This is a genomic window from Pseudomonas canadensis (assembly GCF_030980095.1).
In the GTDB taxonomy this organism is placed as follows: Bacteria; Pseudomonadota; Gammaproteobacteria; order Pseudomonadales; family Pseudomonadaceae; genus Aquipseudomonas; species Aquipseudomonas canadensis.
This window is the reverse complement of sequence record NZ_CP133298.1, coordinates 522,490-542,308: the sequence shown is the minus strand read 5'-3', so window position 1 is coordinate 542,308 and position 19,819 is coordinate 522,490. Positions and strand designations below refer to the sequence as shown.

Here is a 19,819-nt window from a genome sequence, read left to right as displayed (position 1 = left end):
CTTATCGCCGGCAAGCCGGCTCCTACAGGGATCGGGTTTACAGCCAATAAAAAGGCCCGCTGAATCAGCGGGCCTTTTTTGTATCTGCGATTCAGATCAGAACCTGAACACTTCCATATCCGTGCGAATCGGCGTCGCCATTGGCATCTTCGGCTTCTGCGGTTCTGCCGGCTTAGCCTGCGCAGGGGCGCTCTGCTTGCGCGGCGCTTCGGCAATCGGCGGTTGGTTGGCCAATGGCTTGAGGGCCACCGACAACTGCTGTGCCAGATGTTGCAACAACACGCCCTGGGCCTGGACCTGGGACGCGGTGGTGCCGGTGTGCTGCTCCTGCAGGTGCACGATGCGGTTATCGCGTACCTGGCCACGACGATCGATCAAGCGCCATTGCGCATCGAGAATCGCCGGCTGCGACGTACCGGAGTCAAGACGGGTGATCGTCAGCAACACCTGCACGTCCGGAGTAAACCCGGTCGGCGCGGGCGCCAGCACCACACGCTGGCTGTCCAGTTGACCTGCGACCTGACGCAACATCAATTGGTTGATGTCGGACGACAAACTGCCCGCCCAACGACCATCGGTGGAACCTTGCAGGCTGCCGTCGTTCTGACGTTGTAGCAGCGTTTCGCGTTGCAGGTAGTCGGCGACAACTACCGGGCCCAGCAAGACGGCCATGCCGGCGGTCTGTGCAGGTTGAGCCGGACTTCCGCTGTCCAGCTGGTACAGCGACACCGGTTGATGTGTGCTGCAACCCGCCAGCCCCAAAAGGCCAGCGAGCACGAAAAATAAAGGAAGGCGTGGAGCAGTCATCATCCCATCCAGGTGGCTGCCACAAGGCGAACCACAATGTAATACTAAAAATAACCTAAACACGCTCGGCCACGCCGGCGCTGGAAAGGCCATATCATCCGTGAATATGCGCCATGACTCCAGCGCCAAAGCGTCGATCTACGCGTTAAATCGTAGATCGAGGGCTCTAATACGCGTTAAACCGGCGTTTCCACCAGCAAAGCATCCACGCGCTGGAAGCCACGAGGCAATTTGTTACCACGCCGACCGCGCTCACCCTTGTAATGCTCAAGGTCGTCAGGACGCAACGACAGGGTACGTTTACCGGCCTGAAGCACCAACGTCGCGCCTTCCGGGATCACTGCGATGTCGGTCACATACTCTTCGCGACTGGCCACTCGCTCGCCGGGAATGCCAATGATCTTGTTGCCCTTGCCTTTGCCCAACTGCGGCAGGTCGCTGATCTTGAATACCAGCAAACGCCCCTCGGTAGTCACCGACGCCAGCCAGTTGCTCTCTCGGTCGTCCACCGGCCGCGGCAGGATCACCTTGGCGTGGTTAGGCAAGCTCAGCAGAGCCTTGCCCGCCTTGTTCTTGGCCTGCAGGTCTTCACCTTTCACCACAAACCCATAGCCCGCGTCGGAGGCGATCACGTACAGCGCATCGTCGTCCGGCAGCAGCACGCACTCGAAATTCGCCCCTGGCGGCGGCGTCAGGCGCCCGGTCAATGGCTCACCCTGCCCCCGTGCAGACGGCAAGGTGTGGGCCGGTACCGAATAACTGCGCCCGGTGGAATCGATAAACACCGCAAACTGGTTGGAACGCCCGGCGGCAGCGGTCTTGAACCCGTCACCCGCCTTGTACGACAAGCCAGTGGCGTCAATATCATGCCCTTTGGCGGAGCGAACCCAACCCTTTTCCGACAGAACGACGGTAATTTTCTCGTTTGGCAGCAACTCGGTTTCTGTCAGCGCTTTCGCTTCTGCGCGCTGCACGATCGGCGAACGACGGTCATCGCCGTAGGTTTCGGCGTCTTTGATCAGCTCGCTGCGCACCAGCTTCTTCAGCTTGGCTTCGCTGCCCAGCAGCGCTTGCAGCTTGGCTTGCTCCTTGAGCAGCGCGTCCTGTTCGTCGCGCAGCTTCATTTCTTCCAGTCGCGCCAACTGACGCAAGCGGGTGTCGAGGATGTAGTCAGCCTGAATCTCGCTCAACTCGAAACGCGCAATCAACTCGGCTTTCGGGTGCTCGGCGGTACGGATGATGTGGATCACTTCATCCAGGTTGAGGTAGGCAATCAGCAAGCCGTCCAACAGGTGCAGGCGGCGCTCGACCTTATCCAGGCGGAATTGCAGGCGGCGACGCACGGTGTTGACCCGGAACTCCAGCCACTCCACCAGCAGGTTGCGCAGGTTTTTCAGCTGCGGCTTGCCGTCCAGGCCGATGATGTTGACGTTGACCCGGTAGCTGGACTCCAGGTCCGTGCTGGCAAACAGATGCTGCATCAGCACTTCGTGGTCGACCCGGCTGTTGGTCGGGATGATCACAATGCGGCAAGGGTTTTCGTGGTCGGATTCGTCACGCAGGTCGGCAACCTGCGGCAATTTCGACGGTTTGGCCTGCATCAGCGCGGCGATCTGCTCCAGCACCTTGGCACCGGACACCTGGTGCGGCAACGCGGTGACGATAATGTCGCCATCTTCGATGTGGTAAACAGCGCGCATACGCACCGAACCCTTGCCGGTTTCGTACATCTTCAGCAGGTCGGCGCGCGGCGTGATGATTTCCGCTTCGGTCGGGTAATCCGGCCCCTGGATGTGCTCGCAGAGCTGTTCTACCGTGGCTTTGGGCTCATCGAGCAAGCGCACGCAGGCGGTGGCGACTTCACGCAGGTTATGCGGCGGCACGTCAGTGGCCATACCCACAGCAATACCGGTGGTGCCATTGAGCAGGATATTCGGCAAACGTGCCGGCAACACCAGCGGCTCGTCGAGGGTGCCGTCGAAATTAGGCCCCCAGTCGGCGGTGCCCTGGCCCAATTCGCTCAGCAGGACTTCCGAATAACGCGACAGACGCGCTTCGGTGTATCGCATCGCAGCGAACGATTTGGGATCGTCCGGCGCACCCCAGTTGCCCTGGCCGTCTACCAGTGTGTAGCGATAGCTGAACGGCTGCGCCATCAGCACCATCGCTTCGTAGCAGGCGGAATCACCGTGGGGGTGGAACTTACCGAGCACGTCACCGACGGTACGCGCCGACTTCTTGTGCTTGGAATCAGCGTCCAGGCCCAACTCACTCATGGCGTAGATGATGCGCCGTTGTACGGGCTTGAGGCCGTCGCCGATATGCGGCAAGGCACGGTCCATGATCACGTACATGGAGTAGTTGAGGTAGGCATTTTCGGTGAAGTCAGCCAGCGACCGGCGTTCTACGCCATCTAAGCTGTCTGCGAGGATGTCACTCATGCGGGCCTCATCATGGTCGGGTAAGGTGCTGCGGAACTGCCGCTGCACCGGGTCAATTCAAAAAAACAGGGGCTCATGGGCGAGCGCTCCAGCCACCGACAGGGGCGGCGAAACGATAGACCACGGGGCGCTTTTCACCATCGGCACGCGGGCCGAAATTGTTGTCGATGCCCAGCCAGGCACCGTCGGCGTCCACCACCAGGGCTTCTGCCAGGCCATAGGGCTGAGGATAACGCCGCTCGGGCGTCAGGGTCTCGTCGGCAAACGACCAGCACAGTTCGACCTTGGCCGTGACCGCATCACGCCGGCAAATCTGGAACGCATTGCGCTCCAGGGTAAACAGCTTGCCGTTGAACAGCGCCAGGTCGGCGAAGTCCTTGGACACCGCCTTGGGGTTCGGGAACTGGGCCGGTTGCACTTCCTGGCCGGCTTCGCTCAACAATACGCAGGGGCCGTCACAATCCCACAGGCTTTGCGGACGCTTGATCGAAATTAGCCCCCGTCGTTCGCGCTCGGCTGCCAGCCAAATCTGATTGCCTTCGGGATTGATCGCGAGGCCTTCAAACAAGGCGTTGAAGTGCAGTAACATGCCGCTGGCCCGCGCTTCACGCACCATGCCCGGCGCGATCTTCAACCACTCAGGCGAACCCGTCACCGGCACTTGCAGCACCGCCGCATGGGCTTCGCTGACTACGTAGCGGTTGCCGGCGGCATCGCAGGTGATGCCTTCAAAGTCCAAATCGCCACCGCGAATGAACGATGCAGCCTTGGTGCGCGAACGCAAACCCCACGGCAGTCCGGATTCCGGCACCGGTGGCACGTCGATCTTTACCGCCTCGGCCTGCCAGGTTGGCGCACTGACATCCAGGCGGTAGATCTGGTCGTCATCGCGGTCGGAAACCGTCCACAACTCCTTGCCACACAAGGCCAGGCCCGACAGGTTGCCGCCGCGCATGCCGTCCACCGGGTGTTCGGACATCAGCTTTAGCTCAGCCACGGGCGCGGCAACTACCGTGGTAGCCACCAACCCGCTCAACATCAGGATCGCCAGGGCGAAACCTGTGCGCATCAGCCCAGAACCTCGGCCAGGTTGCCTTTGGACTCCAGCCAGGACTTACGGTCAGGCGCGCGTTTCTTCGCCAGCAGCATGTCCATCATTTCCGAGGTGGCGGCGTAGTCTTCCAAGGTCAACTGCACCAGGCGCCGGGTATTCGGGTCCATGGTGGTTTCGCGCAGCTGCGGCGGGTTCATTTCACCCAGGCCCTTGAATCGCGTGACCTGTGGCTTGCCGCGTTTCTTCTCGGCGACCAGGCGATCGAGGATGCCATCGCGCTCGGCTTCGTCCAGGGCGTAGTAAATCTCCTTGCCCAGGTCGATCCGATATAACGGCGGCATCGCAACGTAGACGTGACCGGCATCCACCAACGGGCGGAAGTGCTGAACGAACAACGCGCACAGCAGCGTGGCGATGTGCAGGCCGTCGGAGTCGGCGTCGGCGAGGATGCAGATCTTGCCGTAGCGCAGTTGGCTCATGTCCGCTGCGCCGGGATCAACGCCAATGGCCACGGCGATGTTGTGCACCTCCTGGCTGGCCAGGACTTCGCTGCCATCGACTTCCCAGGTGTTGAGGATCTTGCCGCGCAACGGCAGGATCGCCTGGAATTCCTTGTCCCGCGCTTGCTTGGCGGAACCGCCGGCGGAGTCACCTTCCACCAGGAACAGCTCGGAGCGCATCGGGTCTTGCCCGGCGCAATCGGCCAGCTTGCCGGGCAATGCCGGGCCCTGGGTGATGCGCTTGCGCTCGACCTTCTTGCTGGCCTTCAAACGACGACCGGCGTTGTTGATCGCCAACTCCGCCAGGGCCAGGCCCAATTCAGGATGCTCGTTGAGCCACAGGCTGAAGGCATCCTTGACCACGCCGGAGACAAACGCCGCCGCCTCGCGGGACGACAGGCGCTCTTTGGTCTGGCCGGAGAACTGCGGCTCCTGCATTTTCATCGACAGCACGAACGCGATGCGCTCCCACACGTCTTCCGGCGCCAGCTTCACACCGCGCGGCAGCAGGCTGCGGTATTCGCAGAATTCGCGCATGGCATCCAGCAAGCCCTGGCGCAAACCGTTGACGTGGGTGCCGCCCTGGGCCGTCGGGATCAGGTTGACGTAGCTTTCCTGCACGCTGTCGCCACCTTCCGGCAACCACAGCAGCGCCCAGTCCACAGCTTCTTTATTACCGGCCAAACTGCCGCAGAACGGCTCGTTGGGCAGGCGCTCGAAGTCGCTGACGGAGTCTTCCAGGTACGAACGCAGGCCGTCTTCATAGTGCCACTCGACCTTCTCACCGGTGCCTTTGTCTTCAAAAGTCACCAGCAGGCCTGGGCACAGTACAGCCTTGGCCTTGAGCACGTGCTTGAGGCGGCTGATGGAGAATTTTGGCGAATCGAAGTATTTCGGATCCGGCGCAAAGTACACGCTGGTGCCGGTGTTGCGCTTGCCCACGGTGCCGATTACTTCCAGGTCGGTGGCTTTGTAGCCATCGGCGAAGGTCATCTGGTACTCGTTGCCGTCGCGCTTGACCTTGACCCGCACCAGCGTGGACAAGGCGTTGACCACCGAAATACCCACGCCATGCAGGCCGCCGGAGAACTGGTAGTTCTTGTTGGAGAACTTGCCGCCCGCATGGAGCTTGGTGAGGATCAGCTCGACGCCCGACACACCCTCTTCCGGGTGGATGTCCACCGGCATGCCGCGACCATCGTCGGACACTTCCAGGGAGTGGTCAGCGTGGAGAATGACATGCACCGACTTGGCGTGGCCGGCCAGGGCTTCATCGACGCTGTTGTCGATGACTTCCTGGGCAAGGTGGTTCGGCCGACTGGTGTCGGTGTACATGCCGGGGCGTTTGCGCACCGGGTCGAGGCCCGAGAGGACTTCGATGGCGTCGGCGTTATAAGAGCTAGCGCTGGGAGTGGCCATGGGGTCTCGTCGTGAGTCGTTCGATTAAAAAGTGACCTGCGATTCTCACAATGAAGAAAAATCGAAGGATTGATACTGATCTGCGCCAATACCGGCAAAGCTCAACATGGCCGGCAATTGCTGGGCGAACCCTTGGTAACCATGGTCGCCCCCGGCCTGGATGCGCAAGGCACAGGCCCGGTAGTACTGCTGGGCGAGGCGATAGTCCAGGGTTTCATCCCCGGTCTGCAACCACACCTGATACCGCGCCGCATCCTGGGGCGCCGGCACTTCCAGCTCGGCCAGCGCCGTAACGTGGTCGTGGGTCAGTTCCCAGGTTTCATCGGTGTAGAGGTTCTTCTGGGTGCCCAGGTAACCGTCGAACATCCGATGAGGGCTGACCGCCGGGTTCACCAGCAACGCCTTGAGGCCATGGCGCTCGGCAAGATGGGTTGCATAGTAGCCGCCGAGTGAGCTGCCGACCAGCAGTGGCCGCCCCAGCTCGGCGATCGCTGCTTCCAATTGCGGAATTGCCTGACGGGGATGGTGATGCAGGGCCGGTACGCGCAGTTGGTCGGCCAGGCCGAGAGTGTCCATCACGGTGATCAGTTGGCTGGCCTTATTGGACGCCGGCGCACTGTTGAAACCGTGGATATACAGGATCGAAGCGGACATGCCGGGCTCTCCATGCTTGCGCCAAAAAAGGCGCAGTTTACAGGTAAATCTCAGTAGCCGTTGCTACCGTAATCCACTGTAAACACGAAGCCGGCCAAGCGTTCTACGCCCGTTTCCAACCGTCCGTCGGCATGCAGCCGCAGCCAGCGGTAGCCCGGCGCCTGCTCGCTGACCTTGAAATCCTCGCTGCCCGGTGCGAACTGGATGCAGGTGGACGGCGATGCCAGCAGGCGTACGCCGTTGCGTTCGCGGTCGATCTCCTGGTGCACATGCCCCCACAGTACCGCCCGCACCTGCGGGAAACGGTCGAGCACGGCAAACAACGCCTCAGGATTGCGTAAGCCAATGGGCTCCATCCAGGCGCAACCGATGGACACCGGATGATGGTGAAAACACACCAGATGATGACGGTTCGGCGCTTCGCTCAGGGCCTGGACGAGCAGTTGCAGTTGTTGATCCTGCAGGTAGCCCGGCACGGAGCCGGGAACAGCGGAGTCCAGCAGGGTGACGCGCCAGTTGCCGATATCGACCACCGGCTCCAATAAATCGCTGTGCACCGCGGCGCGGGCCATGATCTGCGGTTCGTCATGATTACCGGGAATCCAGCGCGCCGGGGCGTCGATCTGCCGGGTCATGTCACGAAATTGCTGGTACGACTCCAGCGTGCCGTCCTGTGACAGGTCCCCCGTAGCCAACACCAAATCGATGTGCGGCTGCTGCGCGCGCACCAATTCGATGACGCCTTGCAGGCTTTCACGGGTGTTCATGCCCAGCAGCGTGCCGTCGGCCTCGGCAAACAAATGGCTATCAGACAGCTGCACCAGCAATGCGGGCGCATCGGGACTCACAGTGGATACGCTCGGCAAGGCGCTCTCCCAAGGCAATCACAGGAATGGACGTTTGGCGTGATTATGCTGGGGCAGGACACAAGAGGAAACCATAGGAAGCAGATGCAGTTCACATCTACCGCACAACTTCGAACTCATGGCCCAGGGCCAGGCAATGGCTCAACCACTCACCGAGGAACACATTGAGCTGTGCTTTCTCATCGGGCTGGTGCATGAACACGTTGGGGTAAGGATAGATGCTGCGAAAGCGTCGTGCATGTTCGGCGCTGATGACTTCGGCCATGCGCGCGTCGTGGTACACCTGCACTTCCAGTTGCGGCACCGGCAGCCACGGCAGGCTGTGTTCCTGGCGCACACGCAGGGTGGTGGTGTACGGGCAATTGACGATGACTTCCAGCGCCAGCACGCCGAGCATCTGGTCGCCGTGGGTCACGCCGATACGCCGCGCCTCGGGAGCATGGCGCATGTCGGGGAGCAGGCGCATCAGCCGCGCATAGTTGGCCTCGCAGGCCGCTTGCAACCCGATCAGGTCGACTCGATAACGTTCCCGTGCCTTTACTGCCATAACCCCCTCACTTCCGCGCGATTAAGCGCAAGCCATTGCAGGGCGATAATGCTGGCTGCGTTGGAAATTTTGCCGTCGCGCACCGCTTGCAGGGCATCTTCGAAAGCCCAGACGGTGACACGGATATCTTCAGCTTCCTCTTCCAGTCCATGGACGCCACCGGCGCCCGAGCTGTCGCAACGGCCCAGGTACAAGTGGACAAATTCGGTACTGCCGCCGGGCGACGGGAAATACTTGGTGATCGGCCACAGCGCGGAGAATGTCAGCCCAGCTTCCTCCTCGGCTTCGCGGTGTGCAACCTCCTCCGGCTCTTCATCCTTGTCGATCAGGCCGGCAACCATCTCCACCAGCCACGGGTTGTCGGTTCGGCCCATGGCACCTACGCGGAACTGCTCGATCAGCACCACTTCGTCGCGCTGCGGGTCGTAAGGCAATACACACACGGCATCATGACGAACGAAGACTTCGCGGTTGATCACCCGGCTCATGCCGCCATCGAATTTCTCGTGACGCAGTTGCACGCGATCAAGCTTGTAGAAGCCCTGATACGCATTGTCGCGCTGAACAATCTCGATGGTGCTCGGCGTCGATTTTGCAATGTCCGTCATATCCCTTCCTCATTGAGCCTGCGCATTTGGCGCCATCCTAACGCGCTCATGCCTCCAGATGCAGCCCCTTTCCAGTTGCCGGGATAGACGGCGGGCGTCAAACTCACTCTAATCAGCTTAGTGGCGAACTGACTGCCTTGCCGGTAGTCGAAGCTGCACAATTTCGCTCTTATCGACGGACGAAGACCCTACATGTCGCTTTTAAAAATCGCCTCCGTGGCCTGCATCGCATTGACCCTCGGTGCCTGCCAAAGCCTGTTCCAGCCAAGCTACAAAACCCCGCTGGACGCCACCCGCGACGCCACCGAGCAAAGCAAGCCAGGCTGCGCCAGCGCCGACTGCCCGCTGGTGAACATCGACACGGTGCACTTTGCCAAGGAACCCAAGCTGGACGCCTTGATCGAACAGCGCCTGCTGGAAATGACCCAGACCGACCCGCTGCCGAGCAGCCTCGCGACGTACAGCGAGCAGTTCCTGCGCACCGCCGCCCCACGCAACAGCATGTACTTGCAGGCCAAGGTACGTGAGCAGCATGACGGCTTGGTGATCATCGAACTCTCCAGCTACCTGGACCAGGGCGCCACCCACGGCGAACCAGGCCGTGCGTTCATCAACTATTCGCGCCAGCAGCAGAAAGCCCTGACCCTCACCGACATGTTGTTGCCCGGCAAGGAAGACGCGTTCTGGAAAGCCGCCCAGGTGGCCCATAACAGCTGGCTGATCAGCACCCGCCTGAGCCTGGAGCCGGAGTACGTGAAACAGTACCCTTTCCAGAAAACCCCTAACGTGGCGCTCACCTACGGTGGCGTGATCCTCAAGTACCCCACCACCACCATTGCGCCGTATGCCTTGGGCCACGTCGAGTTGCAGATTCCCTACTCGCGCCTGGACGGCATTCTCAAGCCTGAACTGGTGCCCGCGCGCCGCTGAAGGCCCGGCCCAGGATGAGTTGCAACAGCCCTGCCAGCACCAAAGCCGGCAGGGTCGCGCCGACGTCCGGATACAGATTGGCCAGCAGGTGGTAAGTCGCAATGCCGCCCAGCCAGGCGACCAATGCCGGCCAGCGCAGACTGGCTACTGCACCCGCGCTACGACGGCGCAGAATGAAGTGATCCACCAGCACCACGCCAAACAGCGGCGCGAATACCGAGCCGATCAGCAGCAGGAAGTTCTGGTACTGGGCCAATGGCGCAAAGCAGGCAATGAGCGTGCAGATCACACCGATAGCCAGTGCCAGGTGCTCGACCTTCAAACGCAACAATATTCCGCTGGAAACCGCCGCCGAGTGAATATCGGCGAAGGCGTTTTCCGATTCATCCAACAGGATCAATAGCAGCGGAATCCCCAGGCCAGCCCCGGCCAATGCCAGCAACAGCGCGTTGACTTCACCGCTCGGCGCAAACGCCAGGGTGTAGGCCACACCCAGGCCCATCAGCCAGAAATTTCCGATAAAGAACCCAAGCGCCGTGCCGCCGAACACACTTTTGGCGCGCTTGCCGAAACGTGAGTAATCCGCGATCAGCGGCAGCCACGACAGCGGCATGGCGATGGCGATATCAAAACCCACCGCAAACGGCATCGAACCGTCACCCGCCTTGGCCCAAAGTGCGGCGAGGTCGGCCTTGGCGAACAGGTTCCAGGTGAGCCACAGGCAAGCGGCGAGCAGCAGCCAGATGCCCCATTTGCGCAGGATCTGACGCACAAAGGTCAGCGGGCCACTGACCGCCAACAGCGTCGCCAGACCACCGAAGAACAGGGTCCACAACAATGGGCTGGCGAACAGGCTGCCGTCACTGAAGGCCCGCGTGCCTAGCAAGCTGGCCGCGTCGCGCATCACGATGATTTCGAACGAACCCCAGCCGATCAGCTGCAGCAGGTTGAGCAGCGCCGGCACACTCGCACCTTTGGCGCCGAGGCTGAGCTTGAGGGCTGCCATGGCGGACAGGCCGGTGTCGCTGCCGATCACGCCGACGGCGGCCAGTAACAGGACGCCCACCAGGGTGCCGAGGAAAATCGCCAGCAACGAACCGGACAGGCCCAGGCCCGGCGCGAGCAATGCGCCGGTTTGCAGGACCATCAGGCCGATGCCGAGGGAGAACCAGAGGGAGAACAGGTCGCGAGCGCCGAAGACTCTTTTGTCAGCGGGAACCGCGATGTCTGGGGAGTAGGTGCTGGGTTGAATGCTCAAGGGTGTTATCTCTGAGGGACACTTTGATGTTTGGCCGATCGCTATCGCGGGCAAGCCCGGCTCCCACACCGGAATGCATTTCAAATGTGGGAGCCGGGCTTGCCCGCGATGGCGGCGGCACAGTCACCGCCGCCTCTGGATCAGACCTTCTTGTACAACTGGCTACCTTCCTGCTTGAACCGCTCCGCCTGCTCCGCCAAGCCCTTGGCCACATCCACATCCACCGCTTCAATGCGCTGGTTGGCCGCGTACTCACGCACTTCCTGGGTGATCTTCATCGAGCAGAACTTCGGCCCGCACATCGAGCAGAAATGCGCGACCTTGGCCGAGTCCTTCGGCAGGGTTTCATCGTGGTACGAACGCGCCGTGTCCGGGTCCAGGCCGAGGTTGAACTGGTCCTCCCAGCGGAATTCGAAGCGCGCCTTGCTCAAGGCGTTATCGCGGATCTGCGCGCCCGGATGGCCTTTGGCAAGGTCAGCCGCGTGGGCGGCGATCTTGTAGGTGATGATCCCGGTCTTCACGTCATCCTTGTTCGGCAGGCCCAGGTGTTCCTTGGGCGTGACGTAGCAGAGCATGGCGCAACCGAACCAGCCGATCATCGCCGCGCCGATGCCGGAAGTGATGTGGTCGTAGCCAGGCGCAATGTCGGTGGTCAGTGGACCGAGGGTGTAGAACGGCGCTTCGTCGCAGCACTCGAGCTGCTTGTCCATGTTCTCCTTGATCAACTGCATCGGCACGTGGCCAGGGCCTTCGATCATGGTTTGCACGTCGTGCTTCCAGGCGGTCTTGGTCAACTCGCCAAGGGTTTCCAGCTCGCCGAATTGCGCGGCGTCGTTGGCGTCGGCAATCGAGCCAGGGCGCAGGCCGTCGCCGAGGGAGAAGCTGACGTCATAAGCCTTCATGATTTCGCAGATTTCGTCGAAATGCGTGTAGGTGAAGTTCTCTTTGTGGTGCGCCAGGCACCACTTGGCCATGATCGAACCGCCACGGGACACGATGCCGGTCACGCGTTTGGCGGTCAGCGGCACATAGCGCAGCAGTACGCCGGCGTGAATGGTGAAGTAATCCACGCCCTGCTCGGCCTGTTCGATCAGGGTGTCGCGGAACAACTCCCAGGTCAGGTCCTCGGCGGCGCCGCCGACTTTTTCCAGGGCCTGGTAGATCGGCACGGTGCCGATCGGCACGGGCGAGTTGCGGATGATCCACTCACGGGTTTCGTGGATGTGCTTGCCGGTGGACAAGTCCATCACGGTGTCGGAACCCCAGCGAATGCCCCAGGTCAGTTTCGCCACTTCTTCTTCGATGGACGAACCCAGTGCGCTGTTGCCGATGTTGCCGTTGATCTTCACCAGGAAGTTACGGCCGATGATCATCGGTTCCAGTTCGGTATGGTTGATGTTGGCCGGGATGATCGCGCGGCCACGGGCGATTTCTTCGCGCACAAATTCAGGCGTGATGATCTTCGGCACGCTGGCGCCAAAGCTGTGGCCGGCGTGTTGCTGGTCGAGCAGGCCAGTGGCGCGGGCTTCTTCCAGCTTCATGTTTTCACGGATGGCGACGTATTCCATCTCGGCGGTGATGATGCCTTTGCGCGCGTAGTGCATCTGCGTGACGTTGGCGCCGGCCTTGGCACGGCGCGGGTTCTTCACATGGGCGAAGCGCAGCGCGGTGAGTTCGGCATCGCTCAAGCGCTGCTGGCCGAAGTGGGAGCTGAGGCCTGGCAAGCGCTCGGTGTCGTTACGCACTTCGATCCACGGCGAGCGCACATCGCCAAGGCCTTTGCGCACGTCGATGATGACGTTAGGGTCGGTGTACGGGCCGGAGGTGTCATAAACCACGACCGGCGCGTTGATTTCACCGCCGAAGTCGGTGGGGGTCACGTCCAGGCTGATTTCGCGCATCGGCACACGAATGTCCGGGCGGGTGCCTTGTACGTAGATTTTTTGCGAGCGGGTAAAGGGTTGCACGGAGCCGGAGTCGACTTTGGCCGACTCACTCAGGTGCACGGTATTTTTTGGTCTTGTACTCATCACGGGCTCTCCAACTTATCCAGGCGGTGGATTTTTGTCGGAGCGAACCTGTGACGGATGGACGCACTGAAACCAGTGCTGTGCTCTGTGCACGAGGGCTGTTCAATAAATGAACAGCATCCCGGACGAAGCACAAGAGGACTCGCCGGGTGACGAGAAATCTTGTTCCCTACGCAGGCGCTAACCTGATCAGGTTCAACGGGATCCGGTATTTACCGATCTCAGCCTTCCAACAAGGCACCCCGACAAGAACGCGGCCAGTCTAGACCATGGCGTGGGCAAATTGCCAATAGCGGTGCATTCAGCGTGATGAATGGCGTGATTGCGGGATTGTTGCGCCGAGTCAGCACCACTACACTCGGTTGCCGCTACAGTGCTTGACGCCAGGAATGGGCCGCCTTAGCCTTGGGCGCTAAATTATCACCGTAATATTAAAACTAGGGATCGCCTCATGCTGCGCAAACTCTCACTGGCGCTCGCCGTGTCTTGTGCGACCAACGGAATGGTCTGGGCAGCAGAAGCGCCCTTGTCCGCTAAAACTGACTTGGTCAGCGTCTACCAGGAAGCGGTGGACAACAACGCCGACCTGGCCGCCGCCCGCGCCCAATACGGCGCGCAAAAAGAAGTGGTGCCCCAGGCCCGCGCCGGGCTGCTGCCAAACCTGACCGGTGGCGCCGATATCAATAACGTACGCACCCAGATCGACACGCCCGCCGCTACCGCCAACCGCGATGCGCATTCCTGGCGGGCCACCTTGAGCCAGCCGCTGTTCCGCGCCGACCGCTGGTTCCAATTGCAGGCGGCCGAGGCCACCAACGAGCAGGCCGCGCTGCAACTGTCGGCCACCGAGCAGAACCTGATCCTGCAAAGTGCCGAAAATTACTTCGCCGTGCTGCGCGCCCAGGACAACCTGGCGTCGACCAAGGCCGAAGAGAACGCATTCAAGCGCCAACTGGACCAGTCCAACGAGCGCTTCGACGTCGGCCTGTCGGACAAGACCGACGTGCTGCAATCCCAGGCCAGCTACGACACCGCCCGCGCCAACCGCATCCTGGCCCAACGCCAGGTGGAAGACGCGTTCGAAGCCTTGATCACCTTGACCAACCGCCAGTACAACTCGATCCAGGGCATTGTCCACACCCTGCCGGTGTTGCCGCCGCTGCCGAACGACGCCAAGGCCTGGGTCGAAACCGCCGGCCGCCAGAACCTCAATCTGCTCGCCAGCAACTACGCCGTCACCGCCGCCGAGGAAACCCTCAAGCAGCGCAAGGCCGGGCATGCGCCGACCCTGGACGCCGTGGCGCAATACGAAAAAGGCGACAACGACGCCCTGGGCTTCAGCAACCCGAATGCGTTCGGCACGCCGTACCGTGGCGATGTGGAACAACGCACCATCGGCCTGCGCCTGAGCATCCCGATCTACAGCGGCGGGCTGACCAGTTCGCAAGTGCGCGAGTCCTACTCACGCCTTGGCCAGACCGAGCAACAGCGCGAAGGCCTGCGCCGCCAGGTAGTGGAAAACACCCGCAACCTGCACCGTGCAGTCAACACTGATGTGGAGCAGGTACAGGCGCGCCGCCAGTCGATCATCTCCAACCAGAGTGCGGTGGAAGCCACGGAAATCGGTTACCAGGTGGGCACGCGCAACATCGTCGATGTGCTGGATTCACAACGCCAGCTCTATGCGTCGGTGCGCAACTACAACAACAGCCGTTATGACTACATCCTCGACAACTTGCGCTTGAAGCAGGCGGCGGGCACTTTGAATCCAGGCGACTTGCAGGATTTGGCGCGCTACCTCAAGGCTGACTACAACCCGGACCGCGACTTCCTGCCGCCAGATCTGGCCAAGGCTGCGGCCGAGCAGCTCAAGGCCCGCCCCGGCTACTGACATACCTTCTGTAGGAGCTGGCTTGCCAGCGATGGCGTCCCTAAGATCGCCATCGCCGGCAAACCGGCTCCTACAGGGTGATGAGTCGATCAAGGCCATCCAGCAAGCGCTTCAACGCGCCCTGGTTGGCCTGCATCACCTTGAGACCCGCCTGCGCCATCTTGCGCGCATCCTGCGGCAATTCGAACAATTGCCGCACGGCTTCGGCCAAGCCTTCGGCGTCATCCACCTCTCGCAGCGCCCCGGCTTCGCGCATCATCGCGGTGATTTCGAGGAAGTTGAATACGTGCGGGCCCATGATCACAGGCTTGGCCAATGCCGCCGGCTCCAGTGGATTATGCCCGCCGGTCGCCACCAGGCTGCCGCCGACAAAAGCGCTGTCGGCCAAGGCGTAGAGAAACAGCAGTTCACCCATTGTGTCACCGAGCAGTACCGAAGTTTGCGCGGTGACCGCTTCGCCGCTGGAACGGCGCACGGTGGCAAAACCTTGTTGCTGGCACAGCTCGAACATCGGCCCGAAGCGTTCCTGGTGGCGCGGCACCAGAATCAGCAGTGCGTTGGGATAGCTGTCGAGCAATTGGCGATGGGCTGCCAAGACGACTTCATCTTCACCTTCATGGGTGCTCGCGGCGATCCACACCGGACGTTCGCTGGCGCCCCATTGCTCGCGCAACGCAGCCGCCCGCACGGGCAGTTCGGGGTCGATGGTCAGGTCGAACTTGATCGAGCCGGTGACTTCGACGGTTTCCGGGCGAGCACCGAGGCTCAGGAAGCGCTGGGCTTCGGCGTGCGTCTGTACGGCAAACAGGCTCATTTGCGACAACATCGGCGCCGTCAGCCTGGCAAAGCGCGCGTAGCCCTTGGCCGAACGCGCCGACAGCCGCGCATTCGCCAATGCCACCGGAATCCCACGCTGGGCGCAGGCGTGGATATGGTTGGGCCACAGCTCGGTTTCCATGATCACCGCCAGTTTCGGCTGCACACGGTCGAGGAAACGCTTGGCCGCGCACGGCAAGTCATACGGCAAATAGCAATGCTGGATGCGCGGCTCGTTGGCGAACAACGCCTGGATGCGCTCGGACCCGGTGGGCGTCATGCACGTAACCGTGATCGGCAGCGTCGGATAACGCGCCAGCAACCCGCGCACCATGGGTGCGGCGGCAATGCTCTCGCCTACCGACACGGCATGCACCCAGATCCCGCCGGGCTGCATCACCGGCAAGCCATAGGAGAAGCGCTCACCGACGCGCTCGGCATAGGCCGGCGCCTTGCGCGCACGCAGCCACAGACGTAAAGCCACCAAGGGCAGCGCCAGGTAAAACAGACAGCTATAGAGAGTTCTATTCATGGCGGCGGAGTTTATCGGCTTTTTCAGTCGATCGCCTGCAAGCACTCGGCAAATCGTTTGGCCAGGAAGCGTGCGGCAGGTCCCAGGTGTTCGTCGCGGCGCCAGACCAACTCCACCACCAGGGCCGGCGGCGTCCATTCACTGTCCAACTCGATCATTTGTTGTTGATACGTCGGGTACTGCACGATATGTCGGGGCAGCCAGGCCCAGCCCAGGCCGCTCATCAGCCACTCGGCCAACACGTAGAAACTGTCGGCGCGCCACACCAACGGGCTGGCCGCTTCGCTGCCGGGGTAGACACTGGTCTGGGTCGACATCAGTAGCTGGCGGAACTGCGCCAGGCGCTGGCACGTCACGTACTTTTCCTTGGCCAGCGGGTGATTGACGCCACACACCGTGACCATCTCCACACTGCCGACCACACGCCGCTCCAGGGCTTCGGGAATCTGGTCGTGGTAGAACAGCAGACCCAGGTCGGCCTTGCGCTCTACCAACTTGCGCGCCACGTCGCCCTGGGCGGCGCTGGATAGCTGCACTTCCAGCAACGGGTACTTGCCCGCCAACGCCTCCAGGCTGTCGAGTACCGGCTGAAACAACATGGCCTCATCCTGGGCCAGGCGCAGACACGCCTCTTCGCCGCGCGTCAGTGAAAGCGCCCGGCCGTTGAGCCGCTCACATTGGCGCAGCACTTCGCGCGCTTCCTCCAGCAACACGCTGCCGGCTTCGGTCAGTCGTGGTTGGCGCCCGCTACTGCGCTCGAACAGGCTGACGCCGAGGTCCGCCTCCAGCATCGCAATCCCATTGCTTACCGCTGACTGCGCCTTGCGCTGCTGACGCGCCACAGCCGAAAACGAACGCTGCTCGGCGACGCTGACAAACAGACGCATTTGCTCAAGATCCCACTGCACGCTCATGGCTCAACCTATCTCTTATTCGGATAGGTAATGACTTTACCCCATCTGATTAGACTCTAGAATGCCAGCCTTATCTGATCGCTTTACCCCGAGGATTACCCCATGAACGTCGCTTACTACTACTTGGCCATTGCCATCTGCTCGGAAGTGATCGCCACCGTTTCCATGAAAGCCATCAAGGGCTGGAGCACGCCGATCCCACTGCTGCTGGTAATCGTCGGCTACGGCGTGGCGTTCTGGATGCTGACGCTGGTGGTGCGTACGGTGCCGGTGGGCGTGGCCTACGCCGTGTGGGCCGGGATGGGCATCGTGATGGTGAGCATCGCGGCGCTGTTTATCTACGGGCAGAAGTTGGATATCCCGGCGATGCTGGGGATGGGCCTGATTGTACTGGGTGTGGTGGTGATCCAGTTGTTCTCGAAAACCGCCGGGCACTGAACTACACACCTGTAGGAGCCCGGCCTGCCGGCGATGGCGGTCTCTCAGACGCCATCGCCGGCAAGCCGGGCTCCTACAAATAGTGATCCCTGTATACTGCGCCTCTTGTCTTGAACACTGAGGTCGCCCATGCCATCCGTTATTTCCACCGACGTTCTGATTGTCGGCGCCGGGGTTGCCGGCCTCTGGCTGAATGCGCGCCTGCGCCGCCAGGGGTTTTCCACGGTGTTGGTGGAAAGCGCCACCTTGGGTGGCGGGCAAAGCGTGAAGTCCCAGGGGATCATTCACGGCGGTGCCAAATACGCTCTGCACGGCGCCCTCACTGGCGCCTCCGAAGCCATTGCCGACATGCCGCGCCGCTGGCGTGAAGCGCTGGCAGGCAACGGTGAGCTGGACCTGACCGGCGTGCGCCTGCTGTCCGAAGCCCATTACCTGTGGTCGCCCGGTACGATTGCTGGCAACCTCACCAGCTTCTTCGCCAGCAAGGCCGTGCGCGGCCGTGTCGATCAGGTCAAGGGCGACGACCTGCCGCCAGCCCTGCAAGACCGTCGCTTCAAGGGCAAGGTCTATCGCCTGGCAGAGCTGGTTATCGACGTACCGAGCCTGATCAAGCGACTGGCCCAGCTGGCCGGTGATGGTTTGCTCGCTGGGCAGCACATCGAACCCTTGCTGGAAGGCAACACACTCATCGGTTTGAAAGTAGACGGCCGCGAGATCCGCGCCCAGCGCATCGTGTTGAGTGCCGGCGCGGGCACGGCGGATCTGCTGACCGCGCTGGGCCTGAGCCAGCCGGCGATGCAAACGCGCCCCCTGCACATGATCATCGCCAAAGGGCCTGGCCTGAAGCCGTTGTACGCCCACTGCCTGGGCGGCGGCACCAAGCCGCGCATTACCGTCACCACTCACCCGGCCGCCGATGGCAACTGGGTGTGGTACATGGGCGGCGACATTGCCGAAGCCGACGGCGTAGCGCGCACGCCGGAAGAGCAGATCGCCACCGCGCAGAAAGAGCTTGCTCAGCTGTTGCCGTGGATCGACATGAGCCAAACCCAGTGGGCTACCCTGCGGGTCGACCGTGCCGAGCCACTGCAATCGGGCCTGACCCGTCCCGACAACGCCTTCATCGCCGAGGAAGGCCGCCTGTTGGTGGGCTGGCCGACCAAACTGGCCCTGGCGCCGGACTTCGCCGATCGGGTGATCACCAGCCTGGAACGTGACGGCATCCGCCCAAGCGCCAGCGAGCCCCTGCCCGACCTGCCAAAACCCGCCATCGGCGTACCTGCCTGGGAGCAACTGTTGCCATGAGCCTGCCCACCCTGCACGACCTGCATCGCCCCCTGGGCAGCACCGGCCTGATGGTCTCGCCACTGGGCCTGGGCACCGTCAAGCTGGGCCGCGACCAAGGGGTGAAGTACCCCAGCGGCTTCCAGATTCCTGGTGACGACGAGGCGCGCATGCTATTGCGACAGGCACGCGAACTGGGCATCAACCTGATCGACACCGCGCCGGCCTATGGCATGAGCGAGGAACGCCTGGGGCCACTGTTGCGCGGTCAACGCCAGGACTGGGTGATTGTCAGCAAGGTCGGTGAAGAGTTCGAAAATGGCCTGTCCAGTCACGACTTCAGCGCGGCCCACACCCGCCTGTCGATCGAGCGCAGTTTGAAACGACTTGAAACCGATTTTATCGACCTGGTGCTGGTGCACTCCGACGGTAACGACCTGCATATCCTCAACGACTGTGAGGTCTACCAGACCCTGGCCGAGCTGAAAAAGGCAGGCAAGATCCGTGGTTTCGGCTTCTCCGGCAAAACCGTCGAAGGCGGGGTGAAGGCTCTGGAACAGGGCGATTGCGCCATGGTCACCTACAATTTGAACGAACAGGCCGAGAAAGCCGTCATTGATTATGCGGCGGTCCACGGCAAAGGCATCCTGGTGAAAAAGGCCTTGGCCAGTGGCCATGTTTGTCTGGAGCCTGGAATGGATCCAATTCGTGCGAGTTTCATGCTGTTGTTTGCGCAAACGGGCGTCGCCAGTGCTATTGTCGGGACCATTAATCCGCTGCACCTGGCCCATAACGTGGCGACCGCTGCCCAGGTCATTCGTCAACTCTGA

17 protein-coding genes and 1 riboswitch are annotated in these 19,819 nt (G+C 61.7%); of the genes, 5 read left to right on the top strand and 12 right to left on the bottom strand.

All coding sequences use genetic code 11. The features are described 5' to 3' along the window. Positions 1-96 precede the first annotated feature (96 nt). From RB216_RS02385 to RB216_RS02350, 8 genes are all read right to left on the bottom strand, one after another. Positions 97-807, bottom strand: coding sequence for a PqiC family protein (locus tag RB216_RS02385; RefSeq protein WP_028615500.1), 711 nt, complete (start codon positions 805-807; stop codon positions 97-99). A gap of 176 nt (positions 808-983) precedes the next feature. After that, a complete protein-coding gene (gene parC / locus RB216_RS02380; RefSeq protein WP_308908278.1) occupies positions 984-3,248 on the bottom strand; it encodes a DNA topoisomerase IV subunit A in 2,265 nt (754 codons plus the stop codon). A gap of 73 nt (positions 3,249-3,321) precedes the next feature. After that, positions 3,322-4,317, bottom strand: a complete 996-nt coding sequence (locus RB216_RS02375) for an esterase-like activity of phytase family protein (RefSeq protein ID WP_028615498.1) — start codon at positions 4,315-4,317, stop codon at positions 3,322-3,324. Next, complete coding sequence (parE, locus tag RB216_RS02370; RefSeq protein ID WP_028615497.1) at positions 4,317-6,221, bottom strand: DNA topoisomerase IV subunit B; 1,905 nt, start codon at positions 6,219-6,221, stop codon at positions 4,317-4,319. Before parE ends, RB216_RS02375 begins: the two co-directional genes overlap by 1 nt. A 45-nt stretch (positions 6,222-6,266) precedes the next feature. Continuing rightward, positions 6,267-6,875, bottom strand: a complete 609-nt coding sequence (locus tag RB216_RS02365) for a YqiA/YcfP family alpha/beta fold hydrolase (protein ID WP_028615496.1) — start codon at positions 6,873-6,875, stop codon at positions 6,267-6,269. Positions 6,876-6,925: 50 nt separating this feature from the next. Continuing rightward, a complete protein-coding gene (gene cpdA, locus RB216_RS02360) occupies positions 6,926-7,741 on the bottom strand; it encodes a 3',5'-cyclic-AMP phosphodiesterase (RefSeq protein WP_308908277.1) in 816 nt (271 codons plus the stop codon). A 97-nt stretch (positions 7,742-7,838) separates the two neighbouring features. Next, positions 7,839-8,288, bottom strand: coding sequence for a DUF1249 domain-containing protein (locus RB216_RS02355; protein WP_003171323.1), 450 nt, complete (start codon positions 8,286-8,288; stop codon positions 7,839-7,841). Next, positions 8,279-8,896: an NUDIX domain-containing protein gene (locus RB216_RS02350; protein ID WP_028615494.1), complete on the bottom strand. Its 618-nt coding sequence runs from the start codon at positions 8,894-8,896 to the stop codon at positions 8,279-8,281. Before RB216_RS02350 ends, RB216_RS02355 begins: the two co-directional genes overlap by 10 nt. Positions 8,897-9,088: 192 nt before the next feature. Between RB216_RS02350 and RB216_RS02345 the strand changes: the two genes are divergently transcribed. Further along, the gene (locus tag RB216_RS02345; protein ID WP_028615493.1) at positions 9,089-9,826 is read left to right on the top strand and encodes an RsiV family protein; all 738 of its coding nucleotides are present in this window, start codon (positions 9,089-9,091) and stop codon (positions 9,824-9,826) included. On the opposite strand, the gene cytX is transcribed toward RB216_RS02345, so the two are convergent. Then, positions 9,795-11,084 (bottom strand): putative hydroxymethylpyrimidine transporter CytX, encoded by a 1,290-nt coding sequence (gene cytX, locus RB216_RS02340; RefSeq protein WP_028615492.1) that lies wholly within the window; start codon positions 11,082-11,084, stop codon positions 9,795-9,797. The genes RB216_RS02345 and cytX overlap by 32 nt on opposite strands. Positions 11,085-11,224: 140 nt before the next feature. Further along, the gene (gene thiC, locus RB216_RS02335; protein ID WP_028615491.1) at positions 11,225-13,114 is read right to left on the bottom strand and encodes a phosphomethylpyrimidine synthase ThiC; all 1,890 of its coding nucleotides are present in this window, start codon (positions 13,112-13,114) and stop codon (positions 11,225-11,227) included. A gap of 149 nt (positions 13,115-13,263) precedes the next feature. Then, a riboswitch (TPP riboswitch) is annotated at positions 13,264-13,369 on the bottom strand. Positions 13,370-13,565: 196 nt separating this feature from the next. On the opposite strand from thiC, the gene RB216_RS02330 reads away from it, so the two are divergent. Beyond that, positions 13,566-15,005 (top strand): TolC family outer membrane protein, encoded by a 1,440-nt coding sequence (locus RB216_RS02330; RefSeq protein ID WP_028615490.1) that lies wholly within the window; start codon positions 13,566-13,568, stop codon positions 15,003-15,005. Positions 15,006-15,075: 70 nt separating this feature from the next. Here RB216_RS02330 and waaA read toward each other — a convergent pair whose 3' ends face one another. Both waaA and RB216_RS02320 read right to left on the bottom strand, forming a co-directional pair. Then, on the bottom strand, positions 15,076-16,353 hold the full coding sequence (gene waaA / locus RB216_RS02325; protein WP_028615489.1) for a lipid IV(A) 3-deoxy-D-manno-octulosonic acid transferase: 1,278 nt from the start codon (positions 16,351-16,353) through the stop codon (positions 15,076-15,078). Between the two features lie 23 nt (positions 16,354-16,376). Beyond that, positions 16,377-17,267 (bottom strand): LysR family transcriptional regulator, encoded by an 891-nt coding sequence (locus RB216_RS02320; protein ID WP_122730552.1) that lies wholly within the window; start codon positions 17,265-17,267, stop codon positions 16,377-16,379. Positions 17,268-17,369: 102 nt separating this feature from the next. Here RB216_RS02320 and RB216_RS02315 point away from each other — a divergent pair, with 102 nt between their 5' ends. The 3 genes from RB216_RS02315 to RB216_RS02305 all read left to right on the top strand — a co-directional run bounded on the left by RB216_RS02315 (position 17,370) and on the right by RB216_RS02305 (position 19,819). Further along, positions 17,370-17,705: a DMT family transporter gene (locus tag RB216_RS02315; RefSeq protein WP_010213655.1), complete on the top strand. Its 336-nt coding sequence runs from the start codon at positions 17,370-17,372 to the stop codon at positions 17,703-17,705. Between the two features lie 129 nt (positions 17,706-17,834). After that, entirely contained in the window at positions 17,835-19,010 is a 1,176-nt protein-coding gene (locus RB216_RS02310) for an NAD(P)/FAD-dependent oxidoreductase (RefSeq protein WP_028615487.1), read from the top strand. Then, complete coding sequence (locus tag RB216_RS02305; RefSeq protein WP_028615486.1) at positions 19,007-19,819, top strand: aldo/keto reductase; 813 nt, start codon at positions 19,007-19,009, stop codon at positions 19,817-19,819. Before RB216_RS02310 ends, RB216_RS02305 begins: the two co-directional genes overlap by 4 nt.

Excerpts from the sequence above, each read along its gene's own strand:
- RB216_RS02365 (WP_028615496.1), bottom strand. The coding sequence starts at position 6,875 with ATGTCCGCTTCGATCCTGTATATCCACGGTTTCAACAGTGCGCCGGCG.
- waaA (WP_028615489.1), bottom strand. The coding sequence starts at position 16,353 with ATGAATAGAACTCTCTATAGCTGTCTGTTTTACCTGGCGCTGCCCTTG.
- RB216_RS02345 (WP_028615493.1), top strand. The coding sequence starts at position 9,089 with ATGTCGCTTTTAAAAATCGCCTCCGTGGCCTGCATCGCATTGACCCTC.
- RB216_RS02375 (WP_028615498.1), bottom strand. The coding sequence starts at position 4,317 with ATGCGCACAGGTTTCGCCCTGGCGATCCTGATGTTGAGCGGGTTGGTG.
- RB216_RS02320 (WP_122730552.1), bottom strand. The coding sequence starts at position 17,267 with ATGAGCGTGCAGTGGGATCTTGAGCAAATGCGTCTGTTTGTCAGCGTC.
- RB216_RS02385 (WP_028615500.1), bottom strand. The coding sequence starts at position 807 with ATGACTGCTCCACGCCTTCCTTTATTTTTCGTGCTCGCTGGCCTTTTG.
- RB216_RS02355 (WP_003171323.1), bottom strand. The coding sequence starts at position 8,288 with ATGGCAGTAAAGGCACGGGAACGTTATCGAGTCGACCTGATCGGGTTG.
- RB216_RS02330 (WP_028615490.1), top strand. The coding sequence starts at position 13,566 with ATGCTGCGCAAACTCTCACTGGCGCTCGCCGTGTCTTGTGCGACCAAC.
- parE (WP_028615497.1), bottom strand. The coding sequence starts at position 6,221 with ATGGCCACTCCCAGCGCTAGCTCTTATAACGCCGACGCCATCGAAGTC.
- RB216_RS02305 (WP_028615486.1), top strand. The coding sequence starts at position 19,007 with ATGAGCCTGCCCACCCTGCACGACCTGCATCGCCCCCTGGGCAGCACC.
- RB216_RS02350 (WP_028615494.1), bottom strand. The coding sequence starts at position 8,896 with ATGACGGACATTGCAAAATCGACGCCGAGCACCATCGAGATTGTTCAG.
- RB216_RS02310 (WP_028615487.1), top strand. The coding sequence starts at position 17,835 with ATGCCATCCGTTATTTCCACCGACGTTCTGATTGTCGGCGCCGGGGTT.
- RB216_RS02315 (WP_010213655.1), top strand. The coding sequence starts at position 17,370 with ATGAACGTCGCTTACTACTACTTGGCCATTGCCATCTGCTCGGAAGTG.
- parC (WP_308908278.1), bottom strand. The coding sequence starts at position 3,248 with ATGAGTGACATCCTCGCAGACAGCTTAGATGGCGTAGAACGCCGGTCG.
- thiC (WP_028615491.1), bottom strand. The coding sequence starts at position 13,114 with ATGAGTACAAGACCAAAAAATACCGTGCACCTGAGTGAGTCGGCCAAA.